Raw genomic sequence first — 19,224 nt, forward strand, 5'->3', positions numbered from 1 at the left:
GATCAGATCAGGTTGGCGCGCTGGTAGAGAACCAGCGCGGGCCTGGTGAGCAGGCGCGCCGAGGCCAGGAACTCCATGAGTCCCGAACAGCTGGACCGCATCAGGGACTTGTGGTGCTCGTTCGCCCCGGCCTCGGCGAGGGCGCGCCGGGTGTCGAGCCCGGCGTTCTCGTAGACCCCGCGGTTCACCATGCTGGTGACGATGAAGTAGGACGCGACCGCGATCACGAACGCGTTGAGCTGCCGGCGCAGCGGGCCCGCGTGCCTCAGCCGCTTGCGGGTCTCGTCGCGGGCGAACTTCATGTGCCGTGATTCCTCGACGACATGGATGTTGTTGATGGTGCGTACGAACGGTGCGACCCGTTCGTCCCGCATCCAGTCCCGCTGCATGACGTCGAGGACTTCCTCGGCGACCAGGATCGCGGCGTACGCGGCCTCGCCGAACGCGAGCGTCTTGAACGCCCGGCCGAGCTCGACCACCGCACGGCGCGGCCGGTAGGCGGGAGCGCCCAGCTTCGCCGCCCCGCGGGCGAACATGATGGAGTGCCGGCACTCGTCGGCTATCTCCGTGAGGGCCCACTGGAAGCGCGGGTCGGTCGCGTCGGTCGTGTAGATGTCGCGCAGCACCATCTGCTGGAGAATCATCTCGAACCAGATGCCGGTGCTGGCCACCGAGGCGGCCTCCTGCCGCGTCAGCTCCTTGCGCTGCGCGTCGGTCAGCTCGTTCCAGTACGCCGTGCCGTAGAGCGTGCTCCACTCGGGGCTCGCGCCGTGGAAGTCCCTGTCCAGCGGCGTGTCCCAGTCCACCTCGGTGACCGGGTCGTACGACAGCTTCGCCGACGAGTCGAGCAGCCGCCGGGCGACGTCCTGCTCGTCGAGCCGGTCCTGGTCCTCCGGCCGAAGGGTGCTGCTTGCCATGGTGCGGCTCCTCGATTCGACAGATCGACTCGACGCCGGCCGACCGCGACCCCATCCCGTGCCCGCTCGATGGGGTGCTTGGCTGCCGGGCGCCTCCATCGCTTGTTAGACGTGACGTCTAGCAAGCTGTTAGACGGAACGTATAGCAAGAGTGGTGTGCGGGCCTACCCCTCGTGACGAATCCGCGCGATCGATCATCGGAGCCCTACGTGCCGCCGGGCCCCGGGATGCGGCCACCGGCCCGCATCCCGGGGCCACCGTGCTGTACTGCTCCCACCGTCCGCCCCACCCGTCACCGGAGGCCGCCCGTGGTACGGCTCCACATCCGTACCGGCGCCAACCCCGACGGGCACCTCCGTGGGCCCGGGAAGCCGCTGTTGAACAATGGCCGGCGGACCTTCTAGATTCGTGAACCGATCATTTTCAGAAGGCTGTTGGAGGATCACGGTGGCCGAAGTATTCCTGTTTCATCACGCCCAGGGCCTGACCCCCGGTGTGACCGCCTTCGCCGACGCCCTGCGCGGCGACGGGCACACCGTGCACACCCCCGACCTGTACGACGGCCACACCTTCGACACCCTGGACGAGGGACTGGCGTACGCGGAGAAGACCGGCTTCGACGAGCTGCTCGACCGAGGCGTCCGCACGGTGACCGACGCGCCCGCGGAGCTGGTCTGCATCGGGTTCTCCCTCGGCGTGCTGCCGGCCCAGAAACTGGCGCAGACCCGACCGGGCGCACGCGGCGCCGTGCTCGTCCACTCCTGCGTCCCCAGCTCGGCCTTCGGGACGTGGCCGGCACGGCTCCCGGTACGCATCCACGCCATGGCGGCGGACCGCCTGTTCACCGACGAGGGCGACGCGGACGCGGCCCACGCCCTCGTCGACGAGGCCGCCGACGCCGAGCTGCACCTCTACCCCGGCGACCGGCACCTGTTCGCCGACAACTCCCTGCCGTCCTACGACGCCGAGGCCACCGCACTTCTCCTCGACCGCACACTGACGTTCCTCCGCTCCCGGGACGCCGACGACAGCCACGGGAGGGACACCTGACGTCGGGGAACGACCCGTCCCTCACGCGTCCGGCACCCAGCTCCCGTGGAAGCCGAGGGGCACGCGCCCCGGCAGGTGGATACGGGCCAGGGGCCGGGCGGTGAAGTCCTGGGCGGAGAGGATCACCAGGTCGCTCGCGCCGCGGTCGGGATTGTGCACATAGGAGAGCAGGTAGCCGTCGTCCTCGTCGCGCGCCCCGCGGCGCGGCACGAACACCGGCTCGCCGGCCGCCGCGCCGTTCGGGAAGCGGTGCACCTGGCGGCTGCCACGCAACATGTCGTGCTTGACCAGGCAGTTGGTGAACTTCTCGTCCGGCGGCACCCCGTCGACCGTCTCGTAGGCGCGCCACATCTCCGCCGCGCTCGCCGTGTACGCGAAGCGGTGCCGCCGCGACACCAGGGACTCGTTGACGCGGGGGAACTCCTGCGGCAGGTCGTCGACGCGGGTGCTGCGGACGCGGCCCGCGCGCAGGTCGATGGTCCAGCGGTCGAGTACAGGGGTGCCGGTCGTGGAGGGGCCGCCGTTGCCCCGGCCCGCGGCGTAGAACGGGGCGGGCATGGTGGTGAGCTCCATGACGACGGTGTCGGCCTGGTCGTAGGCATTGAGCGTGTGCGAGTAGTACACCGGGTCGATCTCGAACCAGCGGGTGGCGCCGCCGGCCCGTGGCATCACCCCCACCCGCATCGGGTGCTCCGGGTTCCAGACGTACGGCACGAGTGCGCCCGCCTCGGCGGCTGCCATGTCGAAGGTAATCGGCACGTCGACGATCACCACGTACTTCCCGGTGAGAGCGAAGTCGTGCATCATCGGCGCGTCCGCCACCGGGATCCTGCTCGTCCGCGCCACCCGTCCGGTCCGGTCGATCATGATGTGCCGTACGTGGTCCCAGGTCGGGTAGTACGCCACCGCGTGCAGTTCGTCCGCCGCCGCGTCGTACTTGGTGTGCGCGGTGAACGCGCCCTCCAGCGTGGAGCGGAAGTCGTACGGGCGAACTGTGTTCAGCTCGCCGTCCAGCTCGTACGGCAGCGGCCCGCTCTCCTGGAGGGCCAGGATGCGTCCCTTGTACGGGATGACGTGCGTGTTGCAGGGGAAGTCGTCCGGCGGCACCTCGCCCGGGTACGGCTCGCCCAGCTTCCGCGCCACCTGCGAGGAACGCACCCACCGGTTGCGGTACCACTCGGCGCGCCCGCCACGCAGCCGCACCCCGTGCACCATGCCGTCGCCGAGCATCCAGTGGTGGGCCCGCGGGTCCTCAAGGCCCAGTGCGTTGGGGCCGGTACGCAGGTAGCGGCCGTCCAGGTCGTGCGGCACCCGGCCGGTGACTTCGAGGCCGAACGCGGTGAGTTCCTCGGTGACGGGCGCGAACGCGCCTTCCAGGAAGGGGGTCGACTCGCTGCCCCCGGCCGTCGTACCACGAGTGGCGGCCTGCGCCTCGGTCGCGCAATGGCCGAGACCGTAGCCCCCGACGACGCTGCCGGCCGCCGCGAGCGCCGCTCCCTGGAGGATCCTTCGGCGTGTGTGACTGCTCATCGCTCTTCCCCGTCCGTGATCGGTGCCCGGCGGGTCCTCGCCGGTGCCGGGAAAGAGTCTGCCGCGCGGTCGTTGCCGGGTCAGTCGGTCTGGGACCCCGACCAGGGGTGTTGCCGGCAACACCCCCGGCCGGGGCCCCAGGGATGCGGCCCGACTCAGGACCGCTGCGGCACGGGTAGATCCAGTGCCGCGGCGGCCTGGGCCGCCAGGTCCACGGCGACCAGACGCGCCTCCAGTGGGGGAGGGGCCGCACCCGGCTCGGGTGTCATCATGAAGCGTCCCTGGTAGTGGCCGTGGGCGGTGGCCCTCAGTTCGATCTCGCCGTCCGGCCAGCCCTGCCGGTCCACGTCCCAGATCCAGCCCGGCACGTACACACCGCCGTCCGGGTCGAGGCGCGGCGGACGCCCGATGAGTGCCCCGTACTCGAAGCGGCATTCGCGCAGCTCCAGGACCTCTGTCAGTTCCTGCCTGACGCGGTGGACGACATCGTCGGCGGAGTTGCTGAACCTGGCCATCCGCGTCGTACCGTGCAGCCGCTCCAGGTGGGAGGCGTCCGTGACCGCGACCCATTCGAGAGTCCGGGCCCGTGCGGCCAGCTGGGACACGATCAGCCCGACGGCCAGGAGCAGCACGGCGCTCTCGATGTCGGCCCGGTCCTGGATGTGGAAGCTCTGGTACGGCTCGGTGTGGAAGAAGTCGAACCAGGCGGCGGCGGACAGCGCGGCGACGGCGCCCGCGAGGCGGCTCCCGAGCGCCGCGACGGCCACGACCGCGACGACCAGAAGCAGCGCGGCATTCGTGTGGGTGACGCTCGGACGGAAGGGGACCAGCGCCAGCGCGATGAGCAACGGGGCCAGCACCCCGGCCAGCGCGGCGGCGGTGACCCGCAGGTCGGACCTCATGACGCACCTCGCAGGGCTCGGCTGAGCCTCCCTGCCTTCCAGCTTGCGCCAGGCACGGCCGGGGCGGCACGGGCGGGCGGGGAACTTGACGACTCGCTGATGCCGCTCGGTACGTCGCCCGGCCCCGGGCACGCCCCGCTCTCTCCCTTCCCGTGACGGTTCGGCGGCCGTCGTGATCCCCCTACGGTGTGACGGCTGTACGACCGACGAGATTTCGTGCCGTGAACCCGAGCAGCCTGCGCGCGGCCGAGGTGTCGACCGGCGCCGTGCGGCCCGGCAACGGGCGTCGCAGCACGGTGGTGGGGTGGTAGCGGCGCAGCAGTTCCTCCGTCGGATGGGGCACGATGATCTCCGGAGCGCAGAGGTGCACCGTGTGCGCCGCACGGCCGGGAACGTCCAGGGCCAGCAGCGCGGCCCTCGCCGCGTCATTGACCTCCAGGTACGTCCACAGATCCCTGGCACCCGCGGCCGGGTCGGCCGTGAGCCGGGCGGCGTGCGCGTGCAGCCGTTCCTCGAAGCCGCCCACGTACGGATAACGCAGGCACACCACGCTCATCCCGTGCCGCCGCGCCATCATCTGCGCCGTCAGCTCGTCGACCTGTTTGGACAGGCCGTAGGGATCGGCCACCTGGGAGGTCATCGCCTCGTCGACCGGTGCGTACGGCGGATGCGGATCCTCGACGTCCGTCCAGGGCAGGCCCGTGACCCCCCAGGAGCTCGCCACCGCCGCATGCCGGATCCCGGCCCGGCCGGCCTCCTCCAGGACGGTGAAGGTGGAGAGGCTGTTGCCCGCGAAGACCTCGAACGCGGTGTTGCGTGCGGGAGTCGGGATCGCCGCCAGATGGATGACCGCGTCGGCGCCCTCCAGCGCCGCCCGCACGGTCTTCGCATCGGCGGCGTCCCCGGTCACGACCAGGCGCGCCGCGAGATCACCGGGATCGTCGAGGACCAGGGCGTTCGCTTCGATCCCGCGCTCGGCGAGCAGCGCGAGGACCGCTCGCCCGATCCGTCCGGCGGCCCCGGTGACCATCGCTCTTGCGGCCATCCAGTCACTCTCCTGCGTCGGTGCTGCTACTCGTGGGCGCGCACGGCGACGATGTGCGCCGACGCCGCCCCGTTGGTGGCTTCGACGACGACCCGGATCGCCGATGTGGTGACCCGCTCCGCCGGCGTGTGCGTCTCGCGCCGCCGCCGATTCTGCGCCGCACGGGCGATGACGCGCCAGGTGCCGTCAGTATCCAGTGCCTCGACGCGGTAGTCGCGAAGGAGGGTGGGGAGGGTGTCGAAGGGCGTGCGGTGGTGGTGCAGGTTGATCAGGTCCTCGTTGACGTCGTCGTCGGCGATGACCTCGATCCGGCCCAGGGTGACCGGTTCGGGCCAGGTCAGCTTCAGCCAGGGGGAAGGGGCGTCCGTCAGCGGTGCGGAGACCCACATGTGCGGTCCCGCGTACGGGCGGGCATAGCCGTCGACGGCCTTGGCGGGGGAGTAGGCCGCGGTCTCTCCCGTACGGAAGCAGAATGTGCGGCGCAGCAGACCCTTGTCCGTCCACTCGCGCAGCGGCTGCGGCGATTCGTCCGACGGGCGCAGCGGGACGCGCGTGAGGCACAGGACGCCGGGCGTCGGACGGTCGGAGCGGTGCAGGGCGAGGGCGTCGTTGGCGCGGACGACCAGGAAGGCGTTGCGCGGGGTTTCGGGAGACCAGTCCAGGCCCGTCTTGAGCCACTGCCGGGCACCGGCGGCGACGGGCAAGGTGGTGGAGGCGACGAGGCGGCGCGGGACGTAGTTCTGGCCGAGTTCGGGGTCGTACAGCTCGATCACGATCTCGGTGTCGCGGTCGGCGTCGACGAGCAGCTCCACCCCGGAGAGGTCCGGGTCCGCGGGGAGGACGAGTCCGGCGTCCGCCGCGAGCGGCCACAGCTCGTCGGACTCCTCGACCGCCAGGCCGCTCAAGGTGGACGACGCGGTGGCCGTCGCCCGCAGGGCCAGGTCCTCCGGGTCCGTCGAGGCGAGGCCGATGAGCGAGGCGTCCTGGCGCAGCAGCGCCCTGTGCAGCTCGGGCACGGGGAGTTCGCGCGGGGTGACATCCCCGGCGGCGCAGAGTGCCGCCGCCGTGCCGGCGGCCTGGCCGATCGTGGCGCAGGTCGCCATGACGCGGGTCGAGCCGAAGGCGACGTGGCTGGCGGAGATGTTGCGCCCGGCGAAGAGCAGATTGGTCGTGTTCACCGAGTAGAGGCTGCGGTAGGGGATGTGGTAGATCCCGTCCGCGTAGCGCTGCTTGGCGCCGTCCCCGTCGGAGTACATGCCCTTGGGCGGATGCAGGTCGATGGACCAGCCGCCGAACGCGACCCGGTCGTCGAATTCGGTCTGGCCGAGGATGTCGCCCTGGTGCAGGACGTAGTCGCCGAGGAAGCGCCGGTACTCGCGCTTGCCGGGCACCGAACCCACCCACTCCAGCGTCATGTTCGCGGCGTCGAACTCACCGGAGTTCTTGATGTGGTCCCAGATGCCCATGATCACGGACTGGAGCTCGTCGCGGATGCGTTCGTTGTCGTGGACGGTGTCGAGCTCGCCGCCGAACTCGATCCACCAGTACGCGCAGCCGTTGTCACCGGACTTGATGATGCGGCGTTGCGGGATAGTGGTCCGGGTGATGTCCTTGGCGAAGTTCGGCGGCACGAACTTGACCGGGTGGCCGGCATCCTTCGTATAGAAGAGGAGAGTCGATCCCAGGGTGATGCCGTCGGCCTCCTCGGGCGCCCATGACTCGTCGTACTCGGCGCGCGACTCCCGGCCGATGCGGTGGTGGGCACCCGCCAGGTGGCCGATCAGGCCGTCTCCCGTGCAGTCGAGGAAGAGGGGGCTCTCGAAACGTATCCGCCGCTCCGAGCCCATCATCCAGCCGGTGACCGAGGTGACTCGCCGGGCCTCGTCCGGACCTTCGGCGTCGACCTCGCGCACGTCGGTGTTGAGGTAGAGCGTGATCCCGGGTTCGGCCCGGACCGCGTCCAGGACCACGGCGTCCCAGTAGTAGGGGTTCCCGTCCGGGTTGCGGAACTGGTTCTCCACGAGCAACTCGCCCATGATGCCGCCCTCACGGGCGTTGTGGTTCTTGCCGTGGCCGGTCGCGCCGCACACCCAGACCCGGACCTCGCTGCTCGCGTTGCCGCCGAGCACCGGCCGGTTGTTGACGAGTGCCACGGTACGGCCGAGCCGGGCGGCGGCTATCGCCGCGCAGACCCCGGCCAGGCCGCCGCCGACGACGGTGATGTCGTGCCGTGCGGTTTCATTCCTCATGTCGTACGTCACTTACTTCCAGTCGGGATTGGCGGCGAGGCCGTAGTAGATGCGCGGGGCACCGTCGAGGGTGAGGGTGACCTTGCCGTTGGAGGCTTTCAGGGAGCGCTCCTGGCCGATGCAGTTCAGCTCCCGCACCGTGCCGTCGACCGTTCCCGCGTGGGCCACGACCGGGGTCCTGGTCGTCCAGGTGTCGACCCAGGGCTCGGGCGACGCGTACCAGGGGTCCTCGCCGTGTTCGGGGTTGAGGACGTATCCGTCCTTGCGGCTCCAGACGACCGACACCGGTCCGTCGGGAGTGGTGAAGAGGAGCCCCTTGATGTCCTGGTCGGCGAAGGCGAGATGCCGGACGAACTCGGCCTCGTCCAGGACCCGGGCGGCGGTTGCGAACGCGAGGAGCGAGGGCTTGGCGCTGGTGTCGCGGTTCATCAGGCCGTAGTGGTACTCGGGGTTGGCCGGGTCGGCCTCCTGCGGGTGGTAGAGCACCGAGTCGTGCAGCTGGTACCAGTTGACGGCGCGTACGTTCTCGGACTTGGCGAGAGCGAGCGTGAGCAGTGTGTTCTCGGCGGCGTGCCGGTAGGTGTCGCTCCACCACGCGTTGGGCCGGGTCGGCGCGTACGCCTCGGTGAGCCACAGCTCCTTGTCGCCGCCGTACTCCTGAAGGACCTGGTTCGCCTTGCGCAGCGCGCCGAGGAAGTTCCAGTACGAGCCGGACGGACCCTGCGTCCACTCCTCGGGCGGCGGCGCGAAGTCTGGCGTGAAGTTGCCACGACCGGGGTGGAAGGCGAAGGCGTCGATGAGGTCCCAGCCGCCCGCGGCATGGAAGTTCTCGGTCCATACGTAGTCCATGCCGCCGAGGCCGGCGTTCATGACCTTCATCCGTGAGCCCGCCGCGTCGAGGCGCGTGGTGACCTGGCGCAGACCGTCCCGGACGTAGGCGTCGGCGCCGCGGCCCGACATCCAGGGCTGGTTGACCTCGTTGCTCACCTCGAAGTACGCGGCCTCGGCGTCCAGGGCCTTCGCGACATTCGTGTCGGCCCAGGCCGCGATCTGCTCCGGACTGCCGCCCACCGGAATGCCGCTCAGCTCCACGTTGTGCCCGATGCCGTTCGCGTCCAGGGTCGCGGTGTCGATGCCCGGGGCGCCCGCGTAGGCGATGCGGATCCACTTGATGCCGAGCGTCCTGACCAGCCCGAGCACGGCGTCCTTGCCGGGCTTGAGCAACCAGGGATAGTTGGCGAGGCCGAACATCGACTCCTTGCCCGCCTTGTACGCGAACTCCGGGAGCACGCTCAGATTCGTGCGGGCCAGCGCCCGGTCACTGCCGCTGACCGCCTCCACCCCGGTGAACACGATGTTCTGCGAGGGCGCGGTCAGAGAGAAGGAGGGGCTCCAGGCGCCGCCCGCCGCGACACTCCTGCAGAGCGTTCCTCCGGCGATCCGCCTGCCGCCGAAGTCCCGCGCCCACCAGGTGAGCGTCACCTTCCTGGCCGTGGCGGAGCCGTTGACGACCTGCGCCTTCAGCGTCATCGTCTGCCCGGCCGCCTTGTAGAGGTTGAACGGCTGGTCGGTCCACACCTCCACGCCGAGCGGGCGCTCGGCGGCGAGCGCACCGGCCGCGCGCGGCCGCAGATCGCCCAGGACCAGATCGGCCTCGGTGACCGCGGTGCCCGCGCCGGCCGAGGTGCCGGGGGAATGGACCCAGGTGGCGTTTGTGTTCGCCGGGTTGGTGGACGAAAGGCAGAAGAAACCCTTCGATCCCGCCCACGTCTCCACATACGCGCCGCCCGCGTTCACCTCGTACGGAATGCCGCCCCGGGCGTCCTTCTCCCAGACGGTCAGTGCTTCGTACGACTCCGCCGCGCTCGCTCCGTACACCGTGCGCGAGAACATGAAGCCGGCCGGTGTGAGTGTGCCGGCGCCGCCGACCTCCCACTTCATATGTGCCTTGCCGGGGGTGACGTCGAAGGTGCCGCGCACCGTGACTCCGGGGGCGCCGCTCCCCATCGTGTACGTGACCTGAATCGCGGGCCGCCCGTCCGGGAGCGTGATCCGGGCGGGGGTCCCGCCGAAGGTGCGCTGCTGGCCGAGCGAGCTGTCCTTGATCATGAAGTGGCTGAGCAGGATGCGGTCGGTGCCCGCACCGTCCCGCACGAGGACGCTGCCGTCGACACGGCCGACCAGGGTGATGCCGTCGGCCTCGATGGTGACCGGCTCCGCCGCGTACGCGGGAACGGTCGGCAACAGTGCGGCGCCGGTGGCGACGGCCGTGCCCTGGATGAATCTGCGCCGGGCGACTGACATGGAGGTGCCCTTCTCTTGGTCGGGGTGTTCCGGATACTCCGGAGGTTTCGAAGCGGAAGGCGTCGCGGTGGGGCGTGGTTCCGGTGGAACTCAGCCCTTGACTCCGGTGAAGCCGAGCCCGGCGACGATGTACTTCTGGCAGACGACGAAGACGAGCACCGGCGGGGCGACGGCGAGCACCATCGTGGCGATCAGCTGGTCCTGCGGAGCCTGCGTGGCGAGTTGGGCCAGCGCGACACTGATCGGCTGCCTCTCGGGGTCGGTGATGGCCACCAGCGGCCAGATGAAGTCCTTCCAGGAGTGCATCACCGCGAGCAGACTGATCACGGCGAGCACCGGCTTGCTCATGGGCAGCACGATCTTGGTGAGCAGCTGCCGGGTGCTTGCCCCGTCGACCCGCGCCGCGTCGAACAGCTCCTTCGGCAGGGCGTCGAAGAACTGCTTGGCGAGCAGCACCGTGAACGCGTTCGTGCCGGCCGGCAGCCAGATTGCCCAGTAGGTGTCGCCCAGGTTGAGGTGGAGGAGCGGCAGGTCGATCACGGTCATGAAGAGGCTGACCATGTTCACCGTGTACGGCACGAACATCGTGGCGAGGATCGCCCCGTAGACGACCTTGCCGAACTTCGGCCTGAGCACCGAAAGGGCGAAGCCCGCCGTGGCCGAGACGAAGAGCTGCACGAACCACGATCCGCCGACCACCAGGAAGGTGTTCATCAGATAGCGGCCGACACTCAGATCGGTGTACGCCGTCGAGAAATTGCCCAGGGCCGGCCGGTCCGGCCAGAGGGCCAGGGGCTGAGTCGTGAGCTCGGTGGGCGGGGAGACCGCGCCCTTGACCATCCAGTACAGCGGTCCGATGCCGATGAGCAGCAGCAGGATCAGGGTGAACACCTGGACGGAGCGCACTGCCGCGCGTACGCCGGGGCGTTGGCGGTCGTTGGTGGAGACGAAGGTGGTGAGCGTGGTCATGACGTGCTCCAGCTGCGGGTGGCCCGCAGATACACCGCGGAGAGCAGGGCGAGGGCGAGCACCATCAGGAAGGAGAGCGCGGCGGCCTGGCCGTACTCGCCGTCCTGGAAGGCGTACCGGAAGATCAGCAGCAGGACCGTGAGGGTGGAGTTCTCGGGCCCGCCGCCGGTGAAGACGTACGGCTCGGTGAAGACCTGCACCGTGTTGATCAGCTGCACGAGCAGCAACAGCCCGATGACGGACCGCAGCTGAGGCAGCATCACATGCCAGATCCGCCGCCAGATCCCGGCGCCGTCCATCTCGGCGGCCTCATAGAGTTCGCCGGGGATGCCGACCATCGCCGCGAGGTAGATCAGGACGGCGCCGCCCATGCCCGCCCAGGTGGCCTCCAGGACCAGCGAGAGCATGGCGCTGTCGGAGGACTCCAGCCACGAGTACGGGCCGAGCCCGACCTTGCCGAGGGCGTTGTTGAAGAGCCCGCTCCCGGGATCGTAGAACCACTTCCAGAGCAGGATCGCCACGACCGGCGGGATGACCACCGGCAGATACACCAGGAAGCGGTAGACGCCCGCGCCCCGCCGCACCGTCGACATGACCGCGGCCAGGACCAGCGGCGCCGGGAAACCGATCAGCAGGCCGAGGGCCACGAAGAACAGGGTGTTCCCGACGGCGGTCCCGAGCAGCGGATCGTCGAACAGGGCACGGAAGTTGTCCAGGCCGATCCAGACCGCGGGCTCGACGAGGTTGGTCTTCTGGAAGCTGAGCAGCAGGCTGCGCGCGATCGGCCACCAGGCGAAGAGCCCGAAGATCAGCAGCGCGGGGACGAGGAACAGCCAGGCGGTGAACTGTTTGCGGGCGCCGGTGCCACGCCGCCGAGGCAGCGTTCGCGGCACGGGCTCCTTGGACACGGCGGCCGGGCGCCGGGACGGAGTGAGCAGAGCCATGGGCCGGCTACTTCTGGTCCGCGGCGAGCTTGGCATTGACGTCCTTCTCGGCCGAGGCCAGCAGGGCGTCGATGTCGGCGTCGCGCTTGGTGAGCACTGCCTGGACCACCGGGTCGAGCACGGTGTACAGCTTCTGCGCCTGGTACGGCGGTTCCGACTTCAGCTTCAGTGCGGACAGGCCGTCGGTGTACGGCTTGAAGTTCTGAAGTTTCACATTGACGTACGGCTTGATCGCGGCGTCGATCTCGGTCTGCCGCTTCCTGTCGAAGACCGGCAGCGTCGGCACGCCCACCGCGGACTTCGGGTCGGCGGAGAGCGCCTTGGCCTGCTCGGCGGCGATGTCGGTGCTGTACTGCGGCTTGGCGTAGGCGAAGGTCAGCCACTCGACGGCCGCTGCCGCGTGCTTCTTGTCGGCGGACTTCGGGACCATGTAGATGTCGCCGCCGGTGAGTGTCGCGTCGCCGCCGGACTGCGGCATCGGGGCCACCCCGAAGGCGTCGGTGTTCTCCATACCGAACTGCATCTTCGCCAGCCGGTACGTTCCCGGGCTGCCCATGAACATGCCGACCTGCCCGGCCGCGAACTGCTTGATCACGTCGTTCTGATTGTTGAGGAGGGTCTTGCCGAGCGAATCGTCCTTCCAGCGCATGTCCTTGAGCAGGCGCAACGCCTGTTTCGTCGGCTCGCCGGTGAGCGTGGCGGTGTACTTGCCACCCTCCTCCTTCTCCAGCTCGCCACCGAAGGCGTACGACAGCATCGTCAGCTGCCAGCCGCCCTGGTTGTCCTTGGACTCGTGGACGAAGCCCGCCTTGCCGGTCCTGTCGCCGATGCTCTTGGCGGCGGTCCGGACCTCCGCCCAGGTCGTCGGCGGCCTGTCGGGGTCGAGACCGGCCTTCTCGAAGAGCTCGCGGTTGTAGACCAGGCCCTGGGCGTACGGATTCTGCGGTACGCCGTACACGTCGCCGGCGCTGTCGGTCAGTGGCTGGAGCACCTGGGGGTTGAACTCCTTGAAGTGCTTCCACTCCTTGAGCTGCCCGGTGATCGGCTGCACCTGCTTCTGCTGGATGAGCCGCTGCGGCTCGGTCAGCGGGACCTTGATGACGTCCTCTACATTGCCGCCGGACAGCTTCGCGGAGAACGTCAGCGGGTCGAAGACCGTGGTCGAACCCTTGACCTTGATGCCCGGGTTGGCCTTCTCGAAGTCGGCCACCTGCTTCTTGAACAGGGCGACCCCCGGCTTGTCGGTGGCCGGCGGCATGCCCTGCACCCGCAGCACGAGATCGCCGTCCCCGCCGGCGCTGCTCGGGGTGAGGGAGGAACAGCCCGCGAGGGTCGCGGTCAGCGCCATACAGCCAAGTATGGCCGCACAGCGGGAATTTCTGGGCATAACGGCTCCAAGAAGGGCAGGAGTGGGCTCGGTGCGGTGTAGCGCGGTGTTTTGCTCGTTGTAGTGGTGTGCGCCGCGGGTCGGTCAGTGGGCGGGTGCGGGGCCCGTCGAGGCGCGGGGGATCAGGCGGGAGCCGATCTCCACGATGGGGGAGGCTGCGTCGGGTCCCCGTCCGGCGCGGCCTGTTGAGTTCGCGATCGTCTCGATCAGGAGGTCCCCCGCACGCGTGGCGATCTCTTCGGGGTCGATCCGGATCGTGGTGAGGCTCGGGGTGGAGACGGAGGCGAGCAGTGTGTCGTCGATGCCGATGACGCTGACGTCGCGCGGCACGTTTATGCCGAGGTTGGCCATCTGGTGCAGCACGCCTAGCGCGACCAGGTCGTTGTGGGCGATCACGGCCGTCGCCTCGTGGGCGGCGACGAGGGTGGCGGCGTGCACGCCCGTCTCGAACCGCGGCTCGTACGGACCGAGTTCGGACAGGGAGAGGTCGAGCGCCTCGAAGGACTCCTGGATGGACTTGCCGCGGCTCAGCTCGGCACGGGACGCGTTGATGAAGACGCAGCGCCGATGGCCGTACGCCTTCAACTGCTCGGCGGCCTGCGCGATGCCGGCGGCCAGCGAGATCCGGACCTCGGGAATGCCCGGTACGTGACGGTTCACCACCACCAGTGGCATCCGGTCCGCGAGTTCGTGAAGCCGGTCCTCGGTGAGGGTGGAGGCCCACAGGATCAGGCCGTCGACCCGCTTCGACACGGCCGCGATGGCCGCCAGTTCGTCGGCTTCGCGCTCGTCGCTGTCGGCGACCAGAACCGTGTAGCCCAGGTGCCGGGCGCGGGCCTGCATCGCCTTGATGATCGGCGGGAAGAACGGGTTGGCGATGTCCGGGACGATCAGGCCGAGCGTACCGGTGCCGCTGCCGCGCAGTGAACGGGCCGCCGGGTTGGGGGAGTAACCGAGCTCGGCCGCGGCGTCGAGGATGCGCTGCCGGGTCGTCGGCTGCACCTGGTCGGGTGCGGTGAACGCACGGGACACCGTCGACACCGAGACGCCCGCGGCGCTCGCCACCTCCCGGATCGTTACTGCCACGGGTGGGCCTCCTCGTTGTCCTGAGCCGGGGGATCCCGGTCCTCTCGCATCTGGATCCTGCGAATGCGGTTGATGTTTGCGAACGTTCCCGGGGCGTGTCAAGACGTGTGTCAGGAGTATTTCTCCGAGAAAAACCTTCTGGGTGCACGGGTCTTGCCCTGAGCCCGATCTGCTGCCAATGATGTGTTCCCAAGAACGGCACTGAAATTGCGGGAACGTTTTCATAGAGGAGTGGCATGAAGATCACCGGCCTGGAAGTGCTGACTCTCCCGGACCACGGCGACAGCATGATGCTGGTCGTGGTCGACACCGACGAGGGCATCCACGGCCTGGGTGAGGTCGGCATCAGGTCGCGTCAACGCGCGGTCGCGGGCGGTCTCGACCACCTCGCGGAGCTGATCGTCGGCGAGGACCCACGACGCATCGAGCACCTCTGGCAGGTGATGTTCCGGCGCGGGTTCTTCCCCGCGGACCGCATACTGGGGGCCGCCATCGCGGCGGTGGACGTGGCTCTCTGGGACATCCGCGGCAAGGCACTCGGCGTACCGGTGCACGAACTCCTCGGCGGCCGGGTGCGTGATCACGTACCCGCCTACGTGCATGTCGGCGACGGCTACCACGACCGCGCGTGGTTCCTGGACCGCTGCCGCGGCCTGGTCGCCGAGGGCTGGCGCCATCTGCGGTTCGCCTCGCCGCACGACGCCGACGGCACACTCGACGCCCGCCGCTGCCTGCGTGACTCGGTCGGCATCTTCCATGAGGTCCGGGACGCGGTCGGCGACGAGGTGGAGCTGATCCTCGACGTCCATACACGGCTGGATCCGCCGGAGGCGCTGACCCTGTGCCGGGAGATCGAGGCGGCCCGCCCGTACTTCGTCGAGGATCCACTGCGCTGTGAGAACCCGGACAGCTATCGCATGCTGCGGGCCCGCACCGGTGTGCCGCTGGCCGCGGGTGAGCAGTACGGATCCAAGTGGGAGTTCAGGACACTCATCGAGGACGACCTCATCGACTATGCGCGAGTGGACGTCGGGGTGGCCGCGGGCCTGACCGAGGCGAAGAAGATCGCGGCGATGGCGGAGACCCACCACATCAAGCTCGCCACCCACAACCCGCTCGGCCCGGTCACGGCCGCCTCCTCGCTCCAGCTCAACCTGGCCTGCCCCAATATGGCGATCCAGGAGCACCAGACCGACCCCGACCCGGCCATCGCCGCCCTCTTCACCGCGAGGCCCACGATCCTGCCGGGGCGGGTGGAGCTGAGCGAACTGCCCGGCATCGGCGTGGACATCGACCGGGAGGCCGCGCGCCGGTACCAGGCCTCAGCGGCCGAGCGCCCGCATTTGCGCACGGCGGACGGGGCGTTCACCAACTGGTAGCCGACCGGGGCCGGCCGGAGCCGGTCGGCCGCGCGGGCCCGAGGCCGCGTCCGCGCTCCGAGCACGGCTTCCGAGCACGGCTTCCGAGCACGGCTTCCGAGCACGACCTTCGAGCACGACCTCCGACTTCAGAAGCGAGGGGAATTCCGTGGTGTCATTCACACGAGCCGCGAGACCGGTCGAACTGGTCCTTGTCGGCACAGCGTTCATGGGCGTGCTGATAGGCGCGTCGGCGACGCCGGCCGGCAGCCAGGAGCGCGAGAAGTTTCAGGTGACGGCCGTGTCGTCGCGGCCCGGCACGGTGTCGGGGGACGACGCCCTGATACGTGTCGAGGTGCCCGCCTCCGTGACGGCCGACGGGGTCAGGGTCGAGGTGGAGGGCCGGGACGTGACGTCGAGCTTCCGGCCCTTCGGCGACCACGAGCTGATGGGCGTGGTGAAGGGGCTGTCCAAGGGCGACAACAGACTCACGGCCCGGGCTCCGGGCGCCGACGACGGACAACTGACCCTGAAGAACCACCCCATCACGGGCCCGGTGTTCGCCGGGCCGCACGAGCAGCCGTTCGTCTGCGACACCGCCGAGTTCAAGACGGTGACCGGCGGCACTCTCGGACAGCCGATCGACAAGGACTGCTCGGTCAAGACCCGCGTCGACTACATGTACCGCACCACGGCCGGCAAGTTCGTTCCGCTGCCCGACGAGAGCGCGCGCCCCGCCGACCTGGCCACGGCCACGACGAGCACGGGCAACAAGGTGCCCTACATCGTCCGCGTCGAGACCGGCACCATCAACCGCGGCATCTACGAGACAGCCGTGCTGCACGACCCGCAGTCCGCCGCCCCCGATCCGCTGCAACCCGGGCCGGGCTGGAACGGACGCCTGGTGTACGGCTTCGGCGGGGGCTGCAACGGCGGCTGGTACGTCCAGGGCCGGAACACCGTCGGCATCATGAACGACACGTATCTGAGCAAGGGCTACGGCGTCGCCTCGTCCACGCTGAACGTCTTCGGCAACAACTGCAACGACGTGCTGGCGGCCGAGACCATGAGCATGGTCAAGGAACGCTTCGTGGAGACGTACGGCGAACCGGCGTTCACCATCGGAAACGGCTGCTCCGGCGGCTCGTACCAGACCCACCAGATCGCCGACAACTACCCGGGTCTGCTGGACGGCATCCTCTCCGGCTGCAGCTTCCCCGACGTCGGTTTCGGGACGGTACAGACGCTCAGCGACGCCCAGCTGCTGAACCACTACTTCAAGGAAGTCGCACCGGACGCGTTCACCCAGGAGCAGCAGCGGGCGGTCTCCGGGTTCGGCAAGTGGGAGAGCATCGGCAGCCTGACCCGGGCCGCCGGCCGCATCGACCCCACGGTGTTCTGCCCGGCCCAGCTGCCCGAGGGGCAGCGCTACGACCCCGACACCAACCCGGACGGTGCCCGCTGTGACGTCTACAGCCACACCGTGAACGTCTACGGGAAGGTGCCGGAGACAGGGAAGGCGCGCAGGCCGCTCGACAACACCGGTATCCAGTACGGACTTGAGGCCCTGAACAACGGGACCATCGGCATGGACCAGTTCATCGACCTGAACCGGCGCATCGGCGGCCTCGACGACGACGCCAAGCCCGCCGCGCAGCGCACCGTCGCCGATCTCAAGGCGGTACGGCTCGCCTACCGTACGGGCCGCATGCTGAACGGCGGCGGCGGCCTCGCCGACGTCCCGATCATCGACTACCGCGACTACACGGACGACGCGGCGGCCGGCGACATGCACATGCGGTTCCACTCCTTCTCCACCCGGGCGCGCCTGGACAAGGCCAACGGCACCCATGCCAACCAGGTCATGCTCACCCGCTCCAGCGGGCACGGATTCACGCTCGCCGGGATGCTGTCCGACATGGACCGGTGGCTCACCGGCATCAAGGCGGACTCCGGCAGCGACGCCCCCATCGAGAAGATCGTGCGCAACAGGCCGCAAGGTCTCACGGACGCCTGCTGGACCCGTGGCATCGGTGCGAAGAAGATCGAGGAGCCCCAGGTGGAGGGCATCGACAACACCGAGTGCAACACCCTCTACCCGGTGTGGACCTCGCCGCGGATGGTCGCCGGGGCCGATGTGGCCAACGACATCGTCAAGTGCCGCAAGCGTCCCGTGGACCGCTCGGACTACCGGGTGCCGGTGACCGAAGGGGAGTTGAAGGATCTGCAGACGGTCTTCCGGGACGGTGTCTGCGACTGGTCCAGGCCCGGCGCGGGCCAGCAGGGCCTCGTCGGCACATGGCTCTCCTTCGACCAGGAGTGACGGGAACGCGGAGGTGAGCCGACACGGGGGCAGGTACGGATGAGGCGCCCCCCGGAGCGTGGACGCGGGGAGTCATGCTCCGGGGGAGGGGGGCACGCCTCACCGCCTCGATGCCGTGAGGGGGCATGTCTCACCGCCTCGGTGCCGCCCGGCGTCTCGGGCAGGGAGGGAGCCCACGTGGTGATCGTCATCGCCCGGCAGGGTGACATGCTTCAGGCGTACAACCCCTGGGGTTCGACCACCCGGGGCAGTGAGGACGACTTCGTCAACGGCCACATGGGCAAGGCTTCCAACAGTGAACTCCCCAACGCGTACAACGTCCGTCCTCCGCGGCAGCCGGGGCGGTGCCGTGCTCGCGGCGGCCGCGCTGGTCGCTCTCGCCACGGGCTGCGGCTCGGGCACCGACGAGCCGTCCGGCGGCTCCACGAGCGGTGCGAGCCGCCCGGTGAACGACACCGGCATCACTGCCGAGCCGGGCGAGCGCTTCACGCTCACCGTCGACCAGAACGCCTCCACCCGCGAGTACTGGTACCTGGTCGGCCCCGAGCCCGACAGCTCGGTGCTGGTCAGCCGCGGCCGGCACCAGGCGTCGGACTCCGGTGACGAGCCGGTGCCCGGTGCCGGCGGCCGGGTCACCTTCACCTTCGAGGCCAAGGGCAAGGGGACCACCCGGTTCACGTTGCTGCACTGCACCTTCACCACCTGCCGGGGCAACAACTCCACACTGCCCCCCGGGACGACCGGACCCTCCGCGACCCCGACCACGGGGGCGTCCACCCCCTCCCCGGCCCCCGAGCGCATCACCTACACGGTCACCGTCGGCTGAGCCGCAGCCGGCCGGCCGGACGGGACGAGACGCCGGAGGTCCCGCACGAACGACGACGCCCCGTACCCGCCGGACCACCCGGAGTCCCGGAGGGATCCAGTCCGGCCGCGGGGTCCACGGTCAGGTGGGCGCGCCGGCCAGGACTTCCACCTTGCCTGTGTCGAGGGAGTAGTAGGCGCCGGCCACGGCAAGGGTGCCCTTGGCCACGAGCGGGGCCAGGTCCTGGTTGGAGCGCAGGCCGGCCGCGGTCAACTCGACCTGCGCGCGGGCCATGGTCTCGACCGGATCGGAGCCGCCCTGCCGGGCTGCCTGCTCGTAGGCCGGCCGCAGAGCC

The 19,224-nt window shown here is 69.6% G+C and carries 14 protein-coding genes and 1 pseudogene; 4 read left to right on the top strand and 11 right to left on the bottom strand.

Going from position 1 to position 19,224, the window contains the following annotated elements; all coding sequences use genetic code 11:
• Positions 1-2: 2 nt before the first annotated feature.
• Positions 3-917, bottom strand: a complete 915-nt coding sequence (locus tag ABZ622_RS27595; protein WP_360547581.1) for a diiron oxygenase — start codon at positions 915-917, stop codon at positions 3-5.
• Between the two features lie 447 nt (positions 918-1,364).
• On the opposite strand from ABZ622_RS27595, the gene ABZ622_RS27600 reads away from it, so the two are divergent.
• Complete coding sequence (locus tag ABZ622_RS27600) at positions 1,365-1,967, top strand: dienelactone hydrolase family protein (RefSeq protein WP_360547583.1); 603 nt, start codon at positions 1,365-1,367, stop codon at positions 1,965-1,967.
• Between the two features lie 21 nt (positions 1,968-1,988).
• Here the strand turns inward: ABZ622_RS27600 and ABZ622_RS27605 are convergent, their stop codons facing one another.
• The 9 genes from ABZ622_RS27605 to ABZ622_RS27645 all read right to left on the bottom strand — a co-directional run bounded on the left by ABZ622_RS27605 (position 1,989) and on the right by ABZ622_RS27645 (position 14,383).
• Entirely contained in the window at positions 1,989-3,497 is a 1,509-nt protein-coding gene (locus tag ABZ622_RS27605) for a carotenoid oxygenase family protein (RefSeq protein ID WP_360547585.1), read from the bottom strand.
• Positions 3,498-3,652: 155 nt separating this feature from the next.
• On the bottom strand, positions 3,653-4,399 hold the full coding sequence (locus ABZ622_RS27610; protein WP_360547587.1) for a DUF4118 domain-containing protein: 747 nt from the start codon (positions 4,397-4,399) through the stop codon (positions 3,653-3,655).
• A gap of 181 nt (positions 4,400-4,580) precedes the next feature.
• Positions 4,581-5,444: an NAD(P)-dependent oxidoreductase gene (locus tag ABZ622_RS27615; protein ID WP_360547589.1), complete on the bottom strand. Its 864-nt coding sequence runs from the start codon at positions 5,442-5,444 to the stop codon at positions 4,581-4,583.
• Positions 5,445-5,470: 26 nt separating this feature from the next.
• On the bottom strand, positions 5,471-7,693 hold the full coding sequence (locus ABZ622_RS27620) for an FAD-dependent oxidoreductase (RefSeq protein WP_360547591.1): 2,223 nt from the start codon (positions 7,691-7,693) through the stop codon (positions 5,471-5,473).
• Between the two features lie 12 nt (positions 7,694-7,705).
• A complete protein-coding gene (locus ABZ622_RS27625) occupies positions 7,706-9,997 on the bottom strand; it encodes a hypothetical protein (protein ID WP_360547593.1) in 2,292 nt (763 codons plus the stop codon).
• A gap of 90 nt (positions 9,998-10,087) precedes the next feature.
• Positions 10,088-10,966 (bottom strand): carbohydrate ABC transporter permease, encoded by an 879-nt coding sequence (locus tag ABZ622_RS27630; RefSeq protein WP_360547595.1) that lies wholly within the window; start codon positions 10,964-10,966, stop codon positions 10,088-10,090.
• Entirely contained in the window at positions 10,963-11,910 is a 948-nt protein-coding gene (locus ABZ622_RS27635; RefSeq protein ID WP_360547597.1) for a sugar ABC transporter permease, read from the bottom strand. Before ABZ622_RS27635 ends, ABZ622_RS27630 begins: the two co-directional genes overlap by 4 nt.
• A 7-nt stretch (positions 11,911-11,917) precedes the next feature.
• Positions 11,918-13,258 (bottom strand): extracellular solute-binding protein, encoded by a 1,341-nt coding sequence (locus ABZ622_RS27640; protein WP_360547599.1) that lies wholly within the window; start codon positions 13,256-13,258, stop codon positions 11,918-11,920.
• Positions 13,259-13,381: 123 nt separating this feature from the next.
• Complete coding sequence (locus ABZ622_RS27645) at positions 13,382-14,383, bottom strand: LacI family DNA-binding transcriptional regulator (protein WP_360547601.1); 1,002 nt, start codon at positions 14,381-14,383, stop codon at positions 13,382-13,384.
• A 236-nt stretch (positions 14,384-14,619) separates the two neighbouring features.
• On the opposite strand from ABZ622_RS27645, the gene ABZ622_RS27650 reads away from it, so the two are divergent.
• The 3 genes from ABZ622_RS27650 to ABZ622_RS27660 all read left to right on the top strand — a co-directional run bounded on the left by ABZ622_RS27650 (position 14,620) and on the right by ABZ622_RS27660 (position 18,890).
• A complete protein-coding gene (locus ABZ622_RS27650) occupies positions 14,620-15,762 on the top strand; it encodes a mandelate racemase/muconate lactonizing enzyme family protein (RefSeq protein WP_360547603.1) in 1,143 nt (380 codons plus the stop codon).
• Between the two features lie 151 nt (positions 15,763-15,913).
• Complete coding sequence (locus ABZ622_RS27655) at positions 15,914-18,064, top strand: DUF6351 family protein (protein ID WP_360547605.1); 2,151 nt, start codon at positions 15,914-15,916, stop codon at positions 18,062-18,064.
• Positions 18,065-18,359: 295 nt separating this feature from the next.
• Entirely contained in the window at positions 18,360-18,890 is a 531-nt protein-coding gene (locus tag ABZ622_RS27660; RefSeq protein WP_360547607.1) for a protease inhibitor I42 family protein, read from the top strand.
• Between the two features lie 120 nt (positions 18,891-19,010).
• Here the strand turns inward: ABZ622_RS27660 and ABZ622_RS27665 are convergent.
• Positions 19,011-19,224: pseudogene (locus tag ABZ622_RS27665) on the bottom strand (carbonic anhydrase); the annotation flags it as partial.

This window comes from Streptomyces sp. NPDC007164, assembly GCF_040634135.1.
GTDB lineage: Bacteria > Actinomycetota > Actinomycetes > Streptomycetales > Streptomycetaceae > Streptomyces > Streptomyces sanglieri.